Annotated in this window: 20 protein-coding genes; 11 read left to right on the top strand and 9 right to left on the bottom strand. The window is 62.1% G+C overall.

The window, feature by feature from the left end:
• Nucleotides 1–3: 3 nt before the first annotated feature.
• Complete coding sequence (locus ACCO56_RS24055) at nt 4–201, bottom strand: NepR family anti-sigma factor (RefSeq protein WP_433643416.1); 198 nt, start codon at nt 199–201, stop codon at nt 4–6.
• A 229-nt stretch (nt 202–430) separates the two neighbouring features.
• Here ACCO56_RS24055 and ACCO56_RS24050 point away from each other — a divergent pair, with 229 nt between their 5' ends.
• From ACCO56_RS24050 to ACCO56_RS24030, 5 genes are all read left to right on the top strand, one after another.
• Nucleotides 431–1,225 carry a response regulator gene (locus ACCO56_RS24050; protein ID WP_433643415.1) on the top strand — a complete coding sequence of 265 codons (795 nt, stop codon included), beginning with the start codon at nt 431–433 and terminating at the stop codon, nt 1,223–1,225.
• Between the two features lie 109 nt (nt 1,226–1,334).
• Nucleotides 1,335–1,502 carry a DUF1328 domain-containing protein gene (locus ACCO56_RS24045; protein WP_433643414.1) on the top strand — a complete coding sequence of 56 codons (168 nt, stop codon included), beginning with the start codon at nt 1,335–1,337 and terminating at the stop codon, nt 1,500–1,502.
• A gap of 156 nt (nt 1,503–1,658) precedes the next feature.
• Nucleotides 1,659–2,714: a sensor histidine kinase gene (locus ACCO56_RS24040; protein ID WP_433643413.1), complete on the top strand. Its 1,056-nt coding sequence runs from the start codon at nt 1,659–1,661 to the stop codon at nt 2,712–2,714.
• Nucleotides 2,715–2,821: 107 nt separating this feature from the next.
• Complete coding sequence (locus ACCO56_RS24035) at nt 2,822–3,148, top strand: hypothetical protein (RefSeq protein ID WP_433643412.1); 327 nt, start codon at nt 2,822–2,824, stop codon at nt 3,146–3,148.
• A 66-nt stretch (nt 3,149–3,214) separates the two neighbouring features.
• On the top strand, nt 3,215–3,469 hold the full coding sequence (locus ACCO56_RS24030; protein ID WP_433643411.1) for a glycine zipper domain-containing protein: 255 nt from the start codon (nt 3,215–3,217) through the stop codon (nt 3,467–3,469).
• A gap of 101 nt (nt 3,470–3,570) precedes the next feature.
• Here ACCO56_RS24030 and ACCO56_RS24025 read toward each other — a convergent pair whose 3' ends face one another.
• The 4 genes from ACCO56_RS24025 to xylF form a co-directional block, all read right to left on the bottom strand.
• Nucleotides 3,571–5,178 (bottom strand): CHASE domain-containing protein, encoded by a 1,608-nt coding sequence (locus ACCO56_RS24025; RefSeq protein ID WP_433643410.1) that lies wholly within the window; start codon nt 5,176–5,178, stop codon nt 3,571–3,573.
• A 184-nt stretch (nt 5,179–5,362) separates the two neighbouring features.
• Nucleotides 5,363–6,154, bottom strand: a complete 792-nt coding sequence (locus ACCO56_RS24020) for an ATP-binding cassette domain-containing protein (protein ID WP_433643409.1) — start codon at nt 6,152–6,154, stop codon at nt 5,363–5,365.
• 9 nt (nt 6,155–6,163) lie between these two features.
• Nucleotides 6,164–7,480 carry a sugar ABC transporter permease gene (locus ACCO56_RS24015; RefSeq protein WP_433643408.1) on the bottom strand — a complete coding sequence of 439 codons (1,317 nt, stop codon included), beginning with the start codon at nt 7,478–7,480 and terminating at the stop codon, nt 6,164–6,166.
• A 100-nt stretch (nt 7,481–7,580) separates the two neighbouring features.
• On the bottom strand, nt 7,581–8,621 hold the full coding sequence (gene xylF / locus ACCO56_RS24010) for a D-xylose ABC transporter substrate-binding protein (RefSeq protein ID WP_433643407.1): 1,041 nt from the start codon (nt 8,619–8,621) through the stop codon (nt 7,581–7,583).
• Between the two features lie 279 nt (nt 8,622–8,900).
• On the opposite strand from xylF, the gene ACCO56_RS24005 reads away from it, so the two are divergent.
• From ACCO56_RS24005 to ACCO56_RS23990, 4 genes are all read left to right on the top strand, one after another.
• A complete protein-coding gene (locus ACCO56_RS24005; RefSeq protein ID WP_433643406.1) occupies nt 8,901–10,145 on the top strand; it encodes an ROK family transcriptional regulator in 1,245 nt (414 codons plus the stop codon).
• A 297-nt stretch (nt 10,146–10,442) separates the two neighbouring features.
• Nucleotides 10,443–10,973: a dihydrofolate reductase family protein gene (locus tag ACCO56_RS24000; RefSeq protein WP_433643405.1), complete on the top strand. Its 531-nt coding sequence runs from the start codon at nt 10,443–10,445 to the stop codon at nt 10,971–10,973.
• Between the two features lie 431 nt (nt 10,974–11,404).
• Nucleotides 11,405–11,800 carry a nuclear transport factor 2 family protein gene (locus tag ACCO56_RS23995; RefSeq protein ID WP_433643404.1) on the top strand — a complete coding sequence of 132 codons (396 nt, stop codon included), beginning with the start codon at nt 11,405–11,407 and terminating at the stop codon, nt 11,798–11,800.
• A 112-nt stretch (nt 11,801–11,912) separates the two neighbouring features.
• Complete coding sequence (locus tag ACCO56_RS23990) at nt 11,913–12,413, top strand: hypothetical protein (protein WP_433643403.1); 501 nt, start codon at nt 11,913–11,915, stop codon at nt 12,411–12,413.
• A gap of 45 nt (nt 12,414–12,458) precedes the next feature.
• Here ACCO56_RS23990 and ACCO56_RS23985 read toward each other — a convergent pair whose 3' ends face one another.
• Both ACCO56_RS23985 and ACCO56_RS23980 read right to left on the bottom strand, forming a co-directional pair.
• A complete protein-coding gene (locus ACCO56_RS23985) occupies nt 12,459–12,878 on the bottom strand; it encodes an HD domain-containing protein (protein ID WP_433643402.1) in 420 nt (139 codons plus the stop codon).
• A gap of 97 nt (nt 12,879–12,975) precedes the next feature.
• Entirely contained in the window at nt 12,976–13,839 is an 864-nt protein-coding gene (locus ACCO56_RS23980) for an alpha/beta fold hydrolase (protein WP_433643575.1), read from the bottom strand.
• A 136-nt stretch (nt 13,840–13,975) separates the two neighbouring features.
• Between ACCO56_RS23980 and ACCO56_RS23975 the strand changes: the two genes are divergently transcribed.
• Nucleotides 13,976–14,479, top strand: a complete 504-nt coding sequence (locus ACCO56_RS23975) for a ferritin-like domain-containing protein (protein WP_433643401.1) — start codon at nt 13,976–13,978, stop codon at nt 14,477–14,479.
• 128 nt (nt 14,480–14,607) lie between these two features.
• Here the strand turns inward: ACCO56_RS23975 and ACCO56_RS23970 are convergent, their stop codons facing one another.
• Both ACCO56_RS23970 and ACCO56_RS23965 read right to left on the bottom strand, forming a co-directional pair.
• Nucleotides 14,608–17,745 (bottom strand): efflux RND transporter permease subunit, encoded by a 3,138-nt coding sequence (locus ACCO56_RS23970; protein ID WP_433643400.1) that lies wholly within the window; start codon nt 17,743–17,745, stop codon nt 14,608–14,610.
• Nucleotides 17,742–18,908 (bottom strand): efflux RND transporter periplasmic adaptor subunit, encoded by a 1,167-nt coding sequence (locus tag ACCO56_RS23965; protein ID WP_433643399.1) that lies wholly within the window; start codon nt 18,906–18,908, stop codon nt 17,742–17,744. The genes ACCO56_RS23970 and ACCO56_RS23965 overlap by 4 nt, the downstream gene beginning before the upstream one ends.
• A 149-nt stretch (nt 18,909–19,057) precedes the next feature.
• Here ACCO56_RS23965 and ACCO56_RS23960 point away from each other — a divergent pair, with 149 nt between their 5' ends.
• A complete protein-coding gene (locus ACCO56_RS23960; RefSeq protein ID WP_433643398.1) occupies nt 19,058–19,222 on the top strand; it encodes a cysteine rich repeat-containing protein in 165 nt (54 codons plus the stop codon).
• Nucleotides 19,223–19,242: the final 20 nt, after the last annotated feature.

Here is a 19,242-nt window from a genome sequence, read left to right as displayed (position 1 = left end):
CGATCAGCCCCCTTTCTGCTCGGTCTCTGCTCGCTCCAGACGAAGCAGGAGCTGAGTGAGATGATCGGGCACCTCGTCCGACAACAAACTTTTGTAATATTCGTTCAGTTTTCGGGCTATTTCTGAATTCGCTCCCAAAAGGTGCTCAGGTCCGTTTCGCTTCGGTTTGTCGCCGCGCGCGCCAGTCGGCTCTTTCTTCATGTGTCCAATCGCCCTGATGTTTTTTTAAAGCCCGAACCGCTCCCGACTCACGGACAACAGCCCGGGCGCCCTCATTGTGCCGCCCAATTTGCAGCCCACAACGCCGCGGGTCCGAATTCGTTCCCTCCTCCGGAACTTTTTGTTGCAATCCGCGTTGAAACCGACTGTTTAGCCCCGAAGAGCGGCTCGACTTAAAGCCTTTCACGTCGAATGAGGGAGACGTCCTGAAATGACCTTGTCCGCAACGATTGCCCCGCATCTGCCGTTCCTGCGCCGCTTTTCCCGCGCCGTTTCCGGATCGCAGACCAGCGGCGACGCACTCGTCGCCGCGATGCTGGAAGCCATCATCGCCGACGTCGACATCTTCCCGGAGGCCTCCAGCGATCGCATCGCGCTCTATAAGATGTTCACGAAGCTGTTTTCCTCCATCTCGATCCAGGTCCCGCAGGAATCCCCCGCATCGGCCTGGGAGCAACGCACCGTCGCCAACCTGTCGGCGCTGGCCCCGCGCCCCCGGCAGGCCTTCCTGCTCGTGGCGGTGGAAGGCTTCACCGACAAGGAGGCGGCCGAGATCCTCGACGTTTCCGAACGCGAATTCGCCGCGCTCATCAATCAGGCCAGCAACGAAATCTCGCGCCAGGTTGCGACCGAAGTCCTCATCATCGAGGACGAGCCGCTAATCGCCATGGATATCGAACAAATGGTGGAGAGCCTCGGCCACCGCGTTGTCGGTACGGCGCGCACGCATTCCGAGGCGACAGCGCTGTTCAAAAGCACCAATCCGAAAATGGTTCTGGCCGACATCCAGCTCGCCGACGGCAGTTCCGGGATCGACGCCGTCAACGAAATCCTTGCCAAGACGCCCGTGCCGGTGATCTTCATCACCGCCTTCCCGGAGCGCCTGCTCACCGGCGAACGGCCGGAACCAGCCTTCCTTGTCACAAAGCCCTTCAACCCCGACATGGTGAAGGCGCTTATCAGCCAAGCGCTCTTCTTCGACCGGCAGGCCAAGGCCGCGGCCTGACGACCTCCGTTTGCCGCCCTCCGCCAGTTCCCTCTCGAGGCACGGAGAATGCCGGAGGAACTATTCAGGGTGCGAGACGTTTTTTCCTACGATTTGAAGGAGATCGAAGATGCTCTATTGGGCCTTGGTGTTTCTCGTCGTCGCCATCATAGCAGGCGCGCTGGGTTTCGGCGGCATAGCCGGAGCGTCCGCGGGAATCGCCAAGATCCTCTTCTTCATCTTCCTGGCCTTTCTGGTGCTTTCGTTGCTGGCGGGTCTGTTCCGCCGCGCGGGGTGACCTAACTATCGCGGCAGGATACTGAAAACCGGTGCCCTCAAGCGGTTTTCAGAAGCCGCTGGGACGCACTTCAGCGATGAAGTGTTGCCGGCGGCGCATGTCCCGGACAGGCGGCCCTGCGTGTCGAGTTGGGGGTAGCAGCGGTCGAAGTGTTGCATGTGTCCTGGTATCGGAGGAAAACGGAACGTAAGAAGGGCCGGGAACGGGGCAGTGAACGTGCATCATCCCGAGACGAGCGTCGAGCTGGGGCGGAGTTTGTTGAGGGCACTCAACAATACCGGCATTTCAGTGCTCTACCAGGATCCGGATCTGCGGGTCCTATGGGCCCAGAATGTGCCCCCCTCATGGTCCACCGGCGACCTCTTCGGCGCAACCGACGATCAATTCCTGCCGGAGACGGAAGCCGAGCGCGTGATCGGCGCCAAGAGGGCCGTGCTCGAATCCGGTCATCCCCAGAGCCTCGAGATCCACGTGCCTGCCGAAGGCGGTACCAAGTGGTTCAACATCTGGATCGATGCCGACCGCAACGAGAGCAATGTTGGCGGGGTGGTGACGACGGCTGTCGACATCACCGAGCAGAAGCGGCGCGAGCAGACATTGAGAACGCTGCTGCGGGAGGTCAGCCACCGGTCGAAGAACCTGCTCGCCATCATTCAGAGCATCGCCACGCAGACCGGCCGTTACTCCGGGACGATCGAAGGCTTCCTGACACGCTTTCGGGGGCGGCTCCAGTCGCTCGCCTCCTCCCAAGACCTCGTCACCTCTTCCAACTGGCGCGGGGCCGACCTGAACGAGCTTGTCTCCAGCCAGGTTGGACGCTACGCGGCTGATCCGGACCGGAGTATACGGCTGGAAGGCATCAATCCATTTCTGAACCCCAATGCAGCGCTCCATATCGGCCTTGCGCTGCATGAGCTAGCCGTCAATTCGGTGAGCTACGGCGCGCTTTCCCGGCCCGAAGGCCGCGTGAGCCTCACCGCTCGTCTCGTCCGCCACGATGCCGACGGCTCACCTCCCCCCGCGCTCGAACTCGTCTGGACCGAAGCCATACCGCCCGGTGAGAGCGGCGGAGCGAGGAGCAAGCGCTTCGGCAGCGTCGCGCTCGAGAGAGTTGTGCCTGCCTCGCTCGGCGGAACCGCAACCCTGGACGTAGGCTCCGGACAATTGGAGTACAGGCTGCTCGTCCCCGAAGGCAGCTACGAAATCGACTAAAGTGGTTCGAAAAGAATCCCCTTGCGGCTAAGGAAGTATTAAAACATCTATGTTTTCGAGGGAACCAGCCGAGGCACAACATCGTTTCAGTGACAGAGGTCGCTGTCATGGAACATATTGCTGCTCTGCTTCTCATCATAGGCTGTTCGGACGATCTGGCCCAATGCCAGGAGTTGCCTGCACCGGTTCCCGTCTTCGAGACGGCGGAAGAATGCGAGACCGAGGTGCCCAATGCCATGGGCCGTTTCACCGGCACGCACCCGCAGATCTTCGCCCAGTGCATTCCCGTCGATCCGGCGATGGAAGAGGAAGATGCCGAGCTGACATGGGAAGTGAAGCCAGATGGAACGCTTATCGCGTCGATCGGCCCTTCCGACGTCACGGTTGCGACAAATTCCCATCGCACGGAGCAAGGGTACGCTGGCCGGGATTGATTTACGGGCAAGCGGCACACCGCTTTGCCATGACGGTTGGGGCGGCTTATACTCAGGAGAGGTTGGATGAGAAAAGTTATTATCGCACTTGCCGCGGTCGCGGCGCTGGCGGGCTGCACGACGGCTGAAAAGACGGCTGTCGGCGGCGCAGCCCTTGGGGCCGCCGTTGGCGGTATCGCGGCCGGTTCGATCGAAGGTGCCGCTGTTGGCGCCGCGGTGGGTGGCGTCGGCGGATACCTGATCGGGCGCGTCGCTGATCGTCCGGGTTATTGTCAATATCGCGACCGCCGCTCTGGCCGCGTTTACGTGGATCGCTGCTGATCGTTCCCGCACTGGCGGCTCTCGGGGGCCGTCGAGTACTGAGCGGCGGCGTTGATGCCGCCGCTTTTCTTTTTGGACGCCGAGCGCCCCCGGTTTGCGGATCAGCTCTTCTTTTTTCCTAGCGGAATCTCGATGTCGATCCTGAGGCCGTCCTGGCGGAATTCGCGACGAATGCTCCCTCCGAGCTCACGCTCGATCGTCATGTCGATGAGCCTGGTTCCGAAGCCGGACTTCTGCGGCGGCGTCATGCCGGTGTGGCCGACTTCCTCCCAATGAAGCTGAAGCTTGCGGTTGCGCCCTTCCCGCACCACTTCCCAGCTCACCTTCAACCCAGACGCGTTGCCGTATTTGAGCGTGTTGGTGGCGAGCTCGTGGAACGTCAGCCCGAGTGCCTGGGTGGTGGTTTCGTCGAGCCGCACCGATTGTCCCGAGAGCGTGCCCGGGGAAAGCTCGTTGCCGAGGACCTGGCCCAGCTCGATCTTCACGAGATCGAGGAGGTCCGCCTTCTGCCAGCGCGCGCGTGTCAGGACGTCCTGGGAGGCCGCCATGGCCTGCAGGCGCGCCGCGAATGTATTGGTGAATTCGTTCACGTCGGTGGCGCCCACCGCGGCCTGACGGGCGATCGCCAGCATGCGCGTGATGGAGTTCTTGATGCGATGCTTCATCTCCTGAAGCATCAGGTCCTTTTCCAAGAGCGATTTTTCGGCCTGTATCTGCAGAGCCTGGGCGGCGTCGTAGGCCTTGATCTGAAGCCGCGCGGCAAGCGCGATTGCCGCGGCCAGAAGCAGCCCGAACGAGCCGAGAATCAGCGGCACGGCGCGCGAGGTCGGCGGTTCGAAGGCGGCGGTACGTTGGAACAGGATCGTCCATTGACGCCCGCCCACCACCGTTTTTCGCGTGGTGACAGGACGAGCATCCGGCGCCGCGTCCCAGCCTTGCGACCGATAGAGGAGATGGTTCGGTTCAGGCAAGCCGTCGAACACCTCTACCGCGAGCGGCAGGACGGGCGCCCGGCTAAGCAGGGCATCGAAGAACTCCCTCAGCCTGAACGTCACGAAAAGCAAGCCAGCGGTCCTGCTCTCGGGCGGGGTGTCTTCTCCTGGAAGAGCTTCGATCTGGAGACGCCGGAACACGAGAAAGCCGGGTACGGCCGGGGTGCTCCCGGGTTGACCGAGCATGACCTTGCCCGTCGCCCATTCCCCGTCGGTCGCCAAGGCTCCAGTGATCGCCGCGCGGCGCTCGTCGTCCGTAAACATGTCGTAACCGATCCCCGCTGTGCTCCCGAGCGGCTCAAACAGCGCGATGGGCGCGCGCCATGGCTGATCGGACTCGGGATAGATCGGAAGTTCTTTGCCGTAATTGGCGCCGATCAACGCTTCCGCCAAGGCTTCGTTTCCCGGCTTGACGAGGCTGACGAATCCGATGCCGCCCAAACCGGCGAAATTCCGTTCGAAATCGATCGCATCGAAGAATGTCTTGAAGGTCACCCGCGACACGTTGCCATCGCGCGCCTTGAACAGCGCATGGCTGGCATCGAGCAGGGAAAGATGATTCTCGAGCCGATTCTCGATTCGGTTCAGCGCATCGTCCGCCGTGGCTTCGAATTTGATGCGGGTTGCATCCTGGGCCGCGACATAGGCGAAGCCAGCCATGGCGAGGCTTGCCAGGGCCACCGACAGAAACGCCGCGATGGGCAAATAACGTCTCAACGACACACGATCCCGCATCTGCTTTCGCACTTATCCGCGACCGGGCAGCGCAATGCAAATGTTGAATTGGCGGATGGTGAAACGGTCGATGGCGAATGGAACCGGGCTCGCCCAGCCCATAGATCCCATTCGCTATTCACCCATCTCACCGCGCACTGGCCGCATCGGGCCGGATACTTCGCAGTTAGGCCGCGATCTTCAGGGCACCCGGACCGGGCGTTGCTCCAGGCGGACATTTGCCGAGGATGATCATGCCCAGCACTTCGTCCTTGGTGACGTCGCCGGTACGGGCCGAGCCGACGACCTGCCCGTTTTTCATGACGCACACGCGATCCGCGAGATCGAATACATCGTGTATGTCGTGACTGATCAGGAAGATGCCGATGCCTTCCGACTTGAGCTGCCTGACGAGTTCCCCGACCTGCGCCGTCTCCTGGGGCCCGAGTGCCGCCGTCGGCTCGTCCATGATCAGGATGCGGGCGTTGAACAATATGGCGCGGGCAATCGCCACGGACTGGCGCTGCCCGCCGGAAAGGCGGACCACCGGATCCTTGAAACGCTGGAAGCGCGGATTGAGCCGGCCCATCACCTTGCGCGCCTCGGCTTCCATCGCGACATCGTCCAGCGTCCCCCATGGGGTGCGCAGTTCGCGACCAAGGAAGAGGTTCGCGGCGGCATCGACATTGTCGGCGAGAGCCAGCGTCTGATAGATCGTTTCGATGCCGTATTTCTTGGCATCACGCGGATTGGAGATCGACGCCTCCTCGCCATTGACGAATATGGTTCCGCCGTCGCGCTTGTAGGCACCGGAGAGGATCTTGATGAGCGTCGACTTGCCGGCGCCGTTGTGGCCGAGCAGCGCCACGACTTCTCCCGGATAGAGATCGACGGAAGCATCGTCGACGGCGCGAATGCCGCCGAAGGCAATGGAGATGTTCCTCATGTCGACGAGGGGTGGATGCGGCTGCTGATCCATTTCGATCTCCTAACCGACGCGCTTGCGGTAGAGCGTATCGAGCCAGACGGCCACCACGAGGACGACACCCACGACGATGTTCTGCAGCGGCGTGTCGACTCCGAGCAGTACCATGCCCGATTGCAGCGACTGCATCAGCAGAGCGCCGAGCATGGCGCCCGCCACCGTTCCCGACCCGCCGGCAAGCGAGGTGCCGCCGATGACGGCCGCGGCGATGACCAGCAGTTCGTCAAGCGTGCCCTGCGCATTGGTGGCCGCATTCAGGCGCGCTGTCGAGATGGCGGCGCTCACCGCAGCCAGGAAGCCCATGACCATGAAGATCTTCATGATCACCCAGCGTGTGTTGATGCCGGCAAGCTCGGCCGCTTCCGGATTGCCGCCGATGGCGAAGACATAGCGGCCGAAACGCGTGCGCCGCGCCACGAAGGTCATGACGATAGCCGACGCGACGGCGATCAGCACGGGAATTGCGATGCCATGCGCGATATAAACGCCCTCCGGCGGCTCCAGGCCCTGCGCCTCGTAATATCTACGCACGATGCCGACCGGCCAGGGGTAGGAATTGGCGAGCCAGACGGCGCCCAGAATGGCGGCCGAAGAGACGGCGCCCAGGAAGATCTCCGCCCAGACGGGCCGCAGCGGAAATTTGAAGCGCTGGCGCTGCCGGCGGCTGTTGAGCAGGACGAGCACCACTGCGATGCAGGCGACGATTCCGACGGCCCAACTCGCGGTCGCGCCGATCGAGCCTTCCGGACCGCCGCCCATCAGCCGGAACGTCGCGTCCATCGGCGCCACGGTGCGGCCGCTCGTGATCCACCACGCCGCGCCGCGCCACACCAGCAGGCCGCCGAGCGTGACGATGAAGGCCGGGATGCCGAGATAGGCGATGAGATAACCGTGCAGTGCGCCGATCGCCGTGCCGACCACTAGGCCCGCCCCAAGCGCGATGATCCACAGCGAGGGATCGCCGAGCGGAATGCCGATCACCCGCGGCAGGAATTCGGCTTGGGCTACACCCATGACCATGCCGACGACGCCGAGGATCGACCCCACGGAAAGATCGATATTGCGCGTTACGATGACCAGCACCATGCCCGTCGCCATGACGGCCACGGAGGACGACTGGACCGAAAGGTTCCACAGGTTGCGCGGCGTCAGGAACAAGCCGTTCGACAGGAAGTGGAAGGCGAGCCAGATGACGAGCAGCGCCCCAATCATGCCCAGCATGCGGGTGTCGATCTCAGTCGCCTTCAGAAATCGCTGGACAAGGCCGAGCTCTTCGGCGCGCGCGCGGTCCGCCGGCGCATTCGAGGTCACATCCGTCATGACTGCCTCCCGCCGGCTCCCTCTCGCCGGGCGCCGGACAATCATTCTATGGACGCGCCGCGGTTTTCGTCAAACCGCGGCGCGTCTTGTGAGAAAAAGATCAGTTGCAGGCCGCGACCGAGCCTGCCTGGACCCCGGCGCACACGACGTCCTTCGTCACCCAACCGGCGTCGATCACCACGTTGAGATTATCCTTGGTGATAGCGATCGGGGTCAGGAAGACCGACTTGGTGACATTGCCGCCGGGCGTCGTGAAATCCACGACGTTCGGAATTTCTTCCATCTTCTTGCCGTCGGCGAGCTGCGACGCGATTTCGGCGGCCGCCTTGCCGAGTTCGCGCGCGTCTTTCCACACCGAAACCGTCTGGGTGCCAAGCGCCACGCGGTTCAACGCCGCCTGGTCGCCGTCCTGGCCCGACACCGGCACCGAGCCGGCAAGTCCTTGTGCGGCAAGCGCGGCGATAGCGCCGCCGGCCGTTCCGTCGTTGGAAGCCACGACCGCATCCACCTTGTTGTTGTTGGTGGTCAGGATCTGTTCCATGTTCTTCTGGGCGTTGGCCGGCAACCAGCCATCCGTATAGGCCTCGCCGACATTCTTGATCTTGCCGGCGTCGACGGCCTCCTTCAGCACCTCCATCTGGCCGGCGAACAGGAAGTCGGCATTCGGATCGGCGGACGAGCCCTTGATGAAGGCATAGTTGCCTTCCGGCTTGACCTTGAACACCTCGCGGGCCTGCAGGCGCCCGACCTCCTTGTTGTCGAAGGTCAGATAGAACACGTCCTTGTTTTCGATCAGGCGATCGTAGCCGACCACCGGAATGCCTTCGGCCAGCGCCTTCTCGACGGCCGGGCCTATCGCCGAAGCGTCCTGAGAGAGGATGATGAGGGCATTGGCGCCCTGGCTGATCAGGCTCTCGACGTCGGTAAGCTGTTTGGCGGCGGAGGATTGGGCATCGGCCGAAATGTACTTGTCGCCGGCGGCCTCGATCGCCGCCTTCATCGCCGCCTCGTCGGTTTTCCAGCGTTCCTCCTGGAAGTTCGACCAGGAAACGCCGATTACCTTGTCCTTGGCTTCAGCCACTGCGGCAAGCGCGAACGACATGGCGGCACCCGCCAGCACGGCGGCCGTGAATTTCTTCATGTTTTCCTCCCTGCGCTCGATGAGCGCTATGACCAATCTTTTCAATATAACTGGGAAGCTTTTTTTCGAGCTTCGAAAAAAAGAATGACTCGCTCCATCACCTGTGTCAATATCTCTTCGAACGTGTTTCAAGGGTCCGCCTGAGCAGGTTCTGGAAAGCGTCACCGTTTCCCGGAAAAAACCTGCGGCAAGAGATAAAAGACCAGGCAGGTGATGCGAGGAGGAAGCCGCGCAAGCCTGCTCGGGAGCCCCGGAAGCATGTCGGGAGGACAAGGAATAATGTCGGTCGGAATCCGCCACGACGATCTGCGTAAGCGCAACCGCGCCCTGGTGATTTCGGCGGTCCGCCGGGCCGGCCAGCCTTCCCGCACAGAGATCGCGCGCAAGACCGGCCTCAGCCATTCGACCATATCGGCCATCTCGGCCGATCTTCTTGCCGAGGGCGTTCTTGCGGAGGCCAGGGGCGGAGAGGCCCCAACCCTGAAACGCGGCCGCCCGCAAGTGGCGATCGGCCTGGCCCCCGAGGCTGCCGCCGTCATCGCGGTCGTGCTGTCGCTCAACTCGCTGACCGCCACGCTGTTCGATTATTCGGGCAAGGTGATCGCCGAGGATCATCTGCGGCTTCAGACCCTCACCATCGGACGGAACGAACTGACGGCCGAAACCAAGGCGATCGTATGCCGGCTGATGCGGCACAGCGGCACCGCCGGCAGGCGCGTCCTGCGTATCGTCATGGCCGTGCAGGGCATCACCGATTCGGCTGCCCGCGCAATGCTGTGGTCGCCGATCACCTCGCATGGCGACATCCCTTTCGCCGACCTCCTCGAGGAGGCGACCGGCATCCCCGTCACGGTCGAGAACGACTGCAGTATGATCGTGGTGGCGCTGCGCTGGCGCGATCCCGAACGCTACCGCGACGATTTCATCGCGATTCTGCTCTCCCACGGCATCGGCATGGGACTCATGCTGAGGGGAGAGCTGTTCACGGGAACGCACTCGTCGGGTGGCGAATTCGGCCATATGATCCACCAGCCCGAAGGCGCGTTGTGCCGTTGCGGGCGACGCGGCTGCGTGGAAGCCTACGCCGGCAGCTACGCCATCTGGCGTCATGTCCGGCAAGGTGACGACAATGCCCCGCCGGCCGCCGACATAGACGACGCCGAAATGCAGGCGCTCGCCGTTGCCGCGCGACAAGGCGAAGGGATCGAGCGAGCCGCCTTCCGCCGGGCCGGCAGGGCGATCGGCTATGGCCTGGGCAACCTCTTCGCTCTCATCGATCCGGCTCCGGTGGCCGTGGTCGGCCAAGGGGCGTCCGCTTTCGACCTGATCGAGCCGGCGTTGCGCGAGGCGATCGCCCAGACCGCGGGCGGGCAGCATTCAGGGTCCATCACCTTCGCCACCGAGCCGAACGAGATACCGCTGATCCGCGAAGGCTGCGCCATGCGCGCCCTGACATTCGTCGACGACGAGCTCTTCGCGCCCGGCCTTACGCTCAAGCCCGCGGCCGGCAAGGACGTGGCGTGACGACGTTCTGCCTCGCGTCGCGCACTACAGCGCCTTGCGGGAATCCCACTCCACGCGCCGTGCTGTAGATTCTCGATTTGCGCATCACAGCGGTTGCCGAACATCGGTCGCCGACAACGATCAGGCTCCAGCGATCCCGCAGGCCTCGAGAGTCAGATTGATCGGGTAGCCCGAGCGTGGGGGTTCATGCTCCTCCAAAAACCGATTGCAATTTAAAATCAGTCGATCTAGCTTGCGACCGATTGCATAATGCAATCGGATCTATCCGGATATGCCATTCAAGGAAAGGGAGTGGGCATGGCCAAGCTCGTGTTCGGAATGAACCAGTCACTGGACGGCTACGTCGATCACATGGCGTTTGCGCCAAGCCCCACGCTCTTCCGCCACTTCATCGAGGAGGCTCAGGGGCAGGCGGGCAGTGTGTACGGCCGGCAAATGTATGAGATCATGCGTTACTGGGACGACGATCATCCTGAATGGGATGCAGAGCAACATGCCTTCGCGACAGCGTGGCGGAATCAGCCGAAATGGGTCGTCTCGCGCTCGTTGAAGTCTGTCGGCCCCAACGCCAGGCTTGTTGAGGATGATCTCGAGGGCGCTATCCGCGAGTTGAAGGCCGAGCACGACGGGGAGATCGAAGTTGCGGGCCCGGACTTGGCGCAAAGCCTCACCGAACTTGGCTTGATCGACGAGTATCGAATCTACCTTCACCCCGTGGTCCTTGGTCACGGCAAGCCATATTTCGCCGGACCTCGACCGCCGCTCCGCCTCATGACCCATGATCGGATTGGCGCGGATATTATCAGGTTGACCTACGTTCCTGCTTAATCTCGCGACTGGCCGGATTGAATCGCTCGCGGTCAGGTAAAGCGCGCCGCCGCCAGCCTTCCTAAGGTCGGACTCAACGCGAAAGGCGCCGTCGTCACCCGTGCTTGTCTCCGACAGCTGGGTGGGGCTTACTCGCCCCCAGGCCAAAGCGTCACCGTCGCCTTTGCGATGGGACCACCGCCGCTATCGACGGCCCACAAACTGCTCGACTGAGGCGACCCGCCCAATCCAAGCAAGAATATATATTTATGTTTCCTCGAATATTATTCTTGTTTATTTTTTCAGTTTGCTGGAAACTGCCGGACTTGCGCCATATTCGATAACATCAATTGTCGTAATTCGTTGTCATTCCTGTGATATACTGGATTCCGCGACCCGGCGATGGTCGCGACCCTGCCGGCACGAAGGCCATCGAGAGACAAGAGGACCCGGTGGACAAAAAGGAGGTGACCGCACTGTTCGCGCATCTCGAGCACGGAGATGGCGAGAAGTTCTTCGAGCATGTCGCCGACGACGTCGACTGGACGGTCGAGGGCACGCATCCCCTCGCCGGCCGTTACAATTCGAAAAAGGATTTCCTGGCCGGGACATTCGACAAGCTGGCCAAGGTGCTGCCGGAGGGGGCGCAGCTTGCGACCAGGAACGTCCTCGTCGACGGCGATTGGGCGATCGTCGAGCTTCGCTCCAGGGCAACCGCCAGGAACGGCATGCGGTTCGACAATCACTATTGCTGGCTCTGCCGCTTCGCCGACGGCAGGATCGTGGAGGTTCGCGCCTATCTAGACAGTTGGCTGGTCGGCGAGCTGTTCAGGGAGAACCCGATCTGACGGCAGCCAAGGTAAACGCATCGCTGCCCGGCAGCATGGACATCATCGCTTTCCACCCGCCCAAATGCAGCAGTGCCGGCATCGCTGCCAATCTCAACAGGAGGAGAGACTTATGTACACGAAGAAGCTAATCGGAACCTCGCTGGTCCTGGCGTTTCTCACGTCAACCGCCGTTGCCTTGGACAATTTCAAGCAAGTCGGGACTGAAGCCGGCTGGGATATCTATGTCAGGGAAGGGAAGGCCCGCGGCTGTCTGATTGCGAAGGAACTGACCGACGACACGCAGTTCCAGATGGGCATCAATCCGGCTGAGCAGATAAAGGGTTTCATGGCGCTCTACACAAGGGCTGGCGCCGAAATCAGTGCTGGGGAAAAGGTCTCGGTCATTTTTGACGTGGACGGACAGAAATTCACCGGGGAGGCCACCGGCCAACAACTGGAAGGCTTCAAGGGGGCCTATGTTCAGTTTAACAACCCCGAATTCATTTATGACCTTGCCAAGAAAAAGACGCTGACCATCACTCCGGAAGGAAGGGATCCGATCAAATTGAGCCTTACCGGGACTGACGCCGCCTTCAAGGCTCTGCGGATGTGCCAGGAAGCGGCCCAATAGGTCTCGCCGATGGAGAGAGAAGCGGATATCGCTGCCGGTCGGCCATCACATCATGTCGAATTGATCCTCCAGGATCTTGATCGCTTCCTCATAACGCTCGGTCGACGCTCCCGTTTCGCGGGCCTGCTGAAGGTTGTCCCTGAGATCCGCGACCTTGACCGTTCGTGCAAGCTTGTTGGAAGCCGCACGTTGTACGAAGGCCCGCTCGGTTTCACCAGCACGCTTGGTCAACGCTTCCACCGCGCTCACGACGCTTCGGCTGAACCCCGCTTCCAGCAGCCGTTCCGGGCTCCATCCGTGACCCTTCTCCAGCGTATCGTGGAGATAAGCGACGATCTTCTCGTCGCGGGTTTCGACAGCCCGAGCAACGCGGTGGCAATGTTCTATGTAAGGGGTTCCGTTCTTCTCGACCTGGCCTCGATGAGCAGCTTCCGCTATCTCGACCGCACGCTCCAGCTGGCTCATCGAACGATCCTCCCGCTCTGCATCAACTCCCTGCGAAAGTCCTTGTTCCACGCGTCCGTGAGCCAGTTAAATTTTCGGCGGCGGCATCGAGGAGGAGCTATTGCGAGCGTAGAAAAGCGAGGATCTCGGCCGCGAGCTGGTCCGGAGCCTCTTCCGCCATGTGATGCCCGCAATCCAGCCCCTTTCCCGACAACGCGCCCGCGACCCAAGGTTTCCAGACTTCGAGCACGTCTCCGTAGATATCCTGCAAGTCGTCCCGCAGGGACCACAGAACAAGAGCAGGACAGGCGAGACGACGCCCGGCCGCGCGGTCCTCCGCGTCGTGATGGCGGTCCATCGAAAGCCCGGCCCTGTAGTCTTCGATCATCCCATGGATCACCCGCGGATCGCGGATGGCGGCCCTGTATTCGGCATAGGCCTCATCGCCCATCTGTTCGGCGGAACCGCCGTACCAGGCCAAGGGATCGGCGGTAATCGCCCGTTCGGGCTTTTCCGGCTGCGCGAAGAAGAACCAGTGCCACCATGCGGTGGCGAAACGTGCGTCACATCTCTCGAGCGCCTCCAGGATCGGCACGCCATCGAGTATGGCTAGATGGCTCACGGCGGCGGGATGATCCATGGCCGCCCGGAAGGCCGTGTAGCTTCCGCGATCATGTCCAACGACGGCGAAACGCTCGAAGCCCAGCCGGCTCATGAGCGAAACGCAATCCCTCGCCTTTGCGCGCTTGGACGATCCCCGGTGGTCCCGCGTGTCTTCAGGAATGGTCGACCTGCCGAACCCGCGAAGATCCGGACAGACAACGGTATGATGGTCAGCAAGAATAGGCGCCACCCGATGCCAGGTGGCATGCGTGCGCGGATGCCCGTGCAACAGCAGGACAGGCGGCCCGGAGCCGCCATGTCGGACCCTCAGCGTCGCCTCGGGCAGTCCGATCATTTCATCTCGGAAGCCGTGGAACATGGACATAGAAGTCGCCGGGAACCCGACAGTTCCAGAAGGGGCGAACTGGCATACTTCGCATTCGACCCTCCGGGAACGGAAGCGAGGCGACGGAGTTGAAGGAGTTGCCAAGGCTAATTCAAAGGAGACGCACTCGATGCCCGCCAAAGCCGAAAAGAAACTGGAAGACCTGTTCTACGAAACCCTCCGAGATGTCTACTATGCCGAGCGAAAGCTCCTGAAGGCTTTGCCGAAGCTGGCCAAGGGCGCCGAATCGCCAGACCTGACCGCGGCGTTCGAAAAGCATCGCGACGAGACCGAAGGTCATGTCGAGCGGCTGCAGCAGGTGTTCGAGATCGTCGGGAAGCGCGCCCAGGGCAAAACCTGCCCCGCCATCGACGGCATCGTCGAGGAAGGCGAGGAGATCATGGAGGATTTCAAATCCTCGCCCGCTCTCGACGCCGGGCTCATCTCTGCCGCCCAGGCTGCCGAACACTATGAAATCACACGCTACGGCACGCTGAAACGGTGGGCGCAGGAACTCGGCATGACCGACGCCGTCAAGCTTCTCGACCAGACTCTCGCGGAGGAAAAGAAGACCGACGAAGCGCTGACGAAGCTTGCCGAGACTGCCGCCAATCAAAGGGCAAAGGCCGCTTGACGGAAATGGAGCCGGGGTGGTCCCGCCTTTGGAGCATTTCGCAGCCGGCCGGATTCGGTCGGCGTCGCGATGCGGCAAAAACAATGACCTAAAGCGTGTCACCCGAAGCCGATTGCCAGGGACACGCTTTAGGCGGCCGCCATCGGCTTTTTCTTCCGCGCCCTTCGCCATTCCTCGAGGCCCTGCAGGATCACGAAGAAGGAGGGCACGAAGAGAATGGCAAGGCACGTCGAGGCGATCATGCCGGAAAAGACCGTGATGCCGATCGACCGTCGCGCGCTGGCGCCGGCGCCGGTCGCCACCACCAGGGGCGCGACGCCCAGGATGAAGGCGAAGGACGTCATCAGGATAGGCCGGAAGCGCGTGCGCGCCGCCTCGATCGCGGATTCGACGATCGGCGTGCCGGCCGCGCGCAGATCGCGGGCGACTTCGACGATCAGGATCGCATTCTTGGCCGATAAGGCAATCAGCAGGATAAGCCCGATCTGGACATAGAGATTGTTGGCGATGCCGAGGCCGTTGAGGACGAGGACCGGGCCGATCAGCGATAGCGGCGCGGCGAGCAGGACCGCGACCGGCGCGAGCCAGCTTTCATATTGCCCTGCGAGAACCAGATAGACGAGCAACAGCGCGAGGCCGAACACCAGGTAGATCTGGTTGGCGACGAGCTTCTCCTGGAAGGAGAGCGCCGTCCAGTCGTAACCGGTTCCCGGCGGCAACGTGTCGGCTGCGATTCCTTCCATCAGCCTGATCGCGTCGCCCGACGAGAAGCCCGCCGCCTGCACGCCGATGATCGATGCCGAGGGATAGAGGTTGTAGAGGCTGATGAGCGGCGGGCCGATGCTCGGCGTGATGTTCAGCACAGTTCCGAGCGGGATCATCTCGCCGCTCTGATTGCGCACGGTGAGACGGCCGATGTCCTGGGGCGTCAGGCGGAACTGTGAATCGCCCTGCACATAGATCTGAAACACGCGCCCGAACTTGTTGAACTGGCTGACGTAGCTTGAGCCGAGATATCCGGCGAGCGTCTGGAAGACCTGATCCGTGGTCAGTCCGACATTCTCCACCTTCTCGCGGTCGATCTCGACGCTGTATTGCGGAACGTTGGCGCGGAACGTCGCCGATAGGCGCTGGATGCCCGATTGCGTTTCAGCTGTTTTCACCATCGCGTTGACGGTGCCCTGCAGTTTGGCAAGGTCGAAGGTGCCGTCGCGAAGCTCGATCTGCATGGTGAAACCGGCGGCGTTGCCGATGCCCTGGATCGGCGGCGGCGGCAGCACCAGAACGCGGCCGTCCTCCATGTCCGACAGGCTTCTGTTGAGTGTCTGGTAGAGCGAGGCGAGATCTTCGCCCTTGCCGCGTAGGCTCCAGTCCTTGAGGATGATGTAGGCAACTCCGGCATTGGCGAGGGTCGAGTTGTTGTCGAGAGCAGAGATGCCCGAGATGGCCACGACCTGGTCGACGCCTGGTGTCGCCTTGGCGATCCGAGTGACCTGCCGTAATGTCTCCTGCGTGCGCCCGAGTGCGGCGCCATCGGGCAGTTGCACCGAGGCGAGCAGATAACCTTGGTCCTCGACTGGGATAAAGCCCGTCGCCACGCGCGACATGCCGTAGCCGGCAGCGCCTATGATCAGGAGTGCGATCACGGCCGCCACTGCACTGTGGCGCACCATGGCGCCGATCAGTCGAACGTAACCGTTCTCCATGCGCTGGTAGACCGCGTTGAAGCCGCGATAGAAGAAATTGCGCTGGTCGGGCGGCACGGGAGGCCTTAGCCAGAGCGCGCATTGCGTCGGCTTCAGCGTCGCCGCGTTGATGGCGCTGATGAGCGCAGTCGCCGCTATGACCAGCGCGAACTGCGCGTACATCTGGCCGGTGAGTCCGGGCAGGAAGGCGGCCGGCAGGAACACCGCCATCAGCGCCAGGGTGATGCCCACGATCGGCGCGAACAGTGTGTTCATGGCGGCTATCGCCGCGTCGTGGCCCGACATGCCGCGCTCCATATTGTGAGCAGCCCCCTCGACCACGACAATCGCATCGTCGACCACGATGCCGATGGCGAGCACGATGGCAAAGAGCGTCGACAAGTTTACGGAAAAGCCCAGTGCGGCCATCGCCGCGAAGGCGCCGATGATGGTTACCGGCACGGTCGTCGCCGGCACCAGCATGGCGCGCCAGTCCTGCAGGAAGACGAGTATGACGATGAGCACCAGCAGGGCGGCCTCGACCAGCGTCTTGTAGACCTCGTTGATCGCTTGGCTGACGAAGACCGTGGTGTTGAAGGGGATCGAATAAGCGATTCCCGCGGGGAAATCGCGCGCCAACTCCTTCATCCTGGCCTCGACCCTTCCGGCAACGTCGAGCGCGTTGGCTCCCGGCGACAGGAAAATAGCCATGCCTGCCGCCGGCTGGCCATCGAGTTCGAAGAACTGGCCATAAGTCTGGGCGCCGAGCTCGACCCGACCGATATCGTTCACGCGGGTCATGTCGCCGCTGCCGCCGGTCTTGACGATCACCTCGCCGAACTGCTCGGGATCGTCGAGGCGGCTCTGCACTTCGACCGTGTATTGGAAGGACTGGCCGTCGGGCTGCGGCGGCGCACCGACCTGGCCCGCTGTGACCTGCTCGCTCTGCTGGCTCAACGCCTGGATCACGTCCTGGACCGCCAGACTGCGCGCCTGCATCTTCTCGGGATCCAGCCAGATACGCATCGAATATTGCCCGGCGCCGAACACGTTCACGTTGCCGACGCCAGGCAGGCGGGAGAGCTCGTCCTTCAGCCGGATGGTGGCATAATTGCTGAGATAGAGGCTGTCATATTTGCTATCGGGCGAGGTGAGCGTCACGATTTCGAGGATCGATGTCGACTTCTTCTGCACGACGACACCCTGAACCTGCACCGCCTGCGGCAACGCCGCGAGAGCCGAGGACACGCGGTTCTGCACCAGCACCTGCGCCTGGTCGAGATCGGTCCCGATCGTGAAAGTGACGGTCAAGTTGTAGCTGCCATCCGAGGCGGCGAAGGACTGCATGTAGATCATGTCCTCGACGCCGTTGACCTGCTGCTCGATCGGCAGCGCCACAGTGTCGATGACCGTACGTGCGCTGGCTCCGGGATAGCGGGTCGTCACCGAGACCGTCGGCGGCACCACATCCGGATATTGCGCGACCGGCAAGGCAAAGAGCGAGACGATGCCGATGACGAGGGTGAGAATGGCGATGACATTCGCAAGGACCGGCCGTTCGATGAAGAACTTGGAAATCATTGAACTGCGCCGTCCGTCGCCGCCGCCTCGAGGACCTTGGCCTGCGGCTCGATCTTCTGGCCGGGCACGGCCGCCAGCAGGCCGGACACGACGACGCGATCTTCGGGCTTGATCCCCGAGGTGACGACGCGCAGATTGCCCACCTGCTCGCCGATTTCGACCGTGCGCTGCTCGACGACGTCATCCTTCCCCGCCACGAGCACATAGCGGCCGGCCTGATCGCTGCCGATCGCACGATCAGGAACGAGCATCATATCCGGCTCTTCCCCGAGCGGCACCCTGACGCGCACGAAGTAGCCCGGCAGAAGCGGTCGGCCCTGATTGGGCAGTACGGCGCGCACGGCGAGCGTGCCCGTGGAGGCCGTCACCTCCGGTGCGGCATAGTCGAGCGTTCCTTTGTGGGGATAACCGGTCTCTGTCTGCAGCCCGACTTCGACGGCCACTTTCTTGAGGTCCTGGGCCGTCAAGCCACGCTTGGCAATGGCAGCACGGATACGCAAGACATCCCGCTCGCTGATGGTGAAGTTGACGTAGATCGGATCCAGCTGGACGATGGTCGCGAGCGTCGTGGCGCTGCCGGCGCCGACGAGTTGTCCCATCGACACCTGGCGGGCGGTGACGATACCGTCGAACGGCGCCTTGACCTCGGTGTAGCTCAGATTGAGCTCGGCCTGCTTCACGTCGACGGCCGATTGCTGCTGCTTGGCGGCGTCGACGGCAGCGGCAGCTGCGGACTGGTCGGCGCTCGACTGCGATATCACCTTCTGCGTGAGCATTTCCTGCTGACGCTTGAGTTCGGCACCGGATTGTTTTGCCGAGGCGTCGGCCGAACCCTGCCCTGCCTTGGCCTGCTCGAGGGCCAGTTCGTAGGGTTCCGGCTCGATCAGGAACAGCCTGGCACCCGCTTTCACTTCATCGCCGTCTTTGTAGTCGATCTCCTGGATGAACCCCGATACGCGCGCCACCAGCGTCGTTGTGTTCACTGCAGTCGTGTTGCCGGTCGCGTAGAGATAAGGCGTCACGGTCTGCTTCAGTGGTAGCGCAACCTCTACTTTGGGCGGGGGCGGCGCGACATAGGTGTTCTCTTCGCTGCAAGCGGACAGCAATATCGCGACGACCACCCAGCCCACGACCAACGGGGCCTTGCCCAATGTACAAAGCATTTTGACCCCTCCAGATGCTTCCTGTTCTATTTTAAGTTATGTTATCATGGAAAATTGACATTTATATCATACTACATACGGCGGAGACCAACATGAGTCTTTCTAAATCATTACTTGTCCTTGCAACTCTGGCTTTGCCAGAGGTTGCTTTGGCGCAGACGGCAGCCGAACGGGAGGCTTGCCAGGCCGACTTCGAAAAATACTGTCCAGGCGTTCACCCGGGCGGCGGCCGCATCATCGAATGCCTCGCCGAGCACCTGAACGAACTGACGCCGGAGTGCCAGAAGATCGTCAAGGCGCATATGCCCAACTAAGCGAGTTGTGGAGGCGCATA

This window comes from Mesorhizobium sp. 1B3, from assembly GCF_050958605.1.
In the GTDB taxonomy this organism is placed as follows: Bacteria; Pseudomonadota; Alphaproteobacteria; order Rhizobiales; family Rhizobiaceae.
The sequence above is the reverse complement of the archived record's forward strand: the minus strand, read 5'-3'. Positions and strand labels throughout refer to the sequence as shown.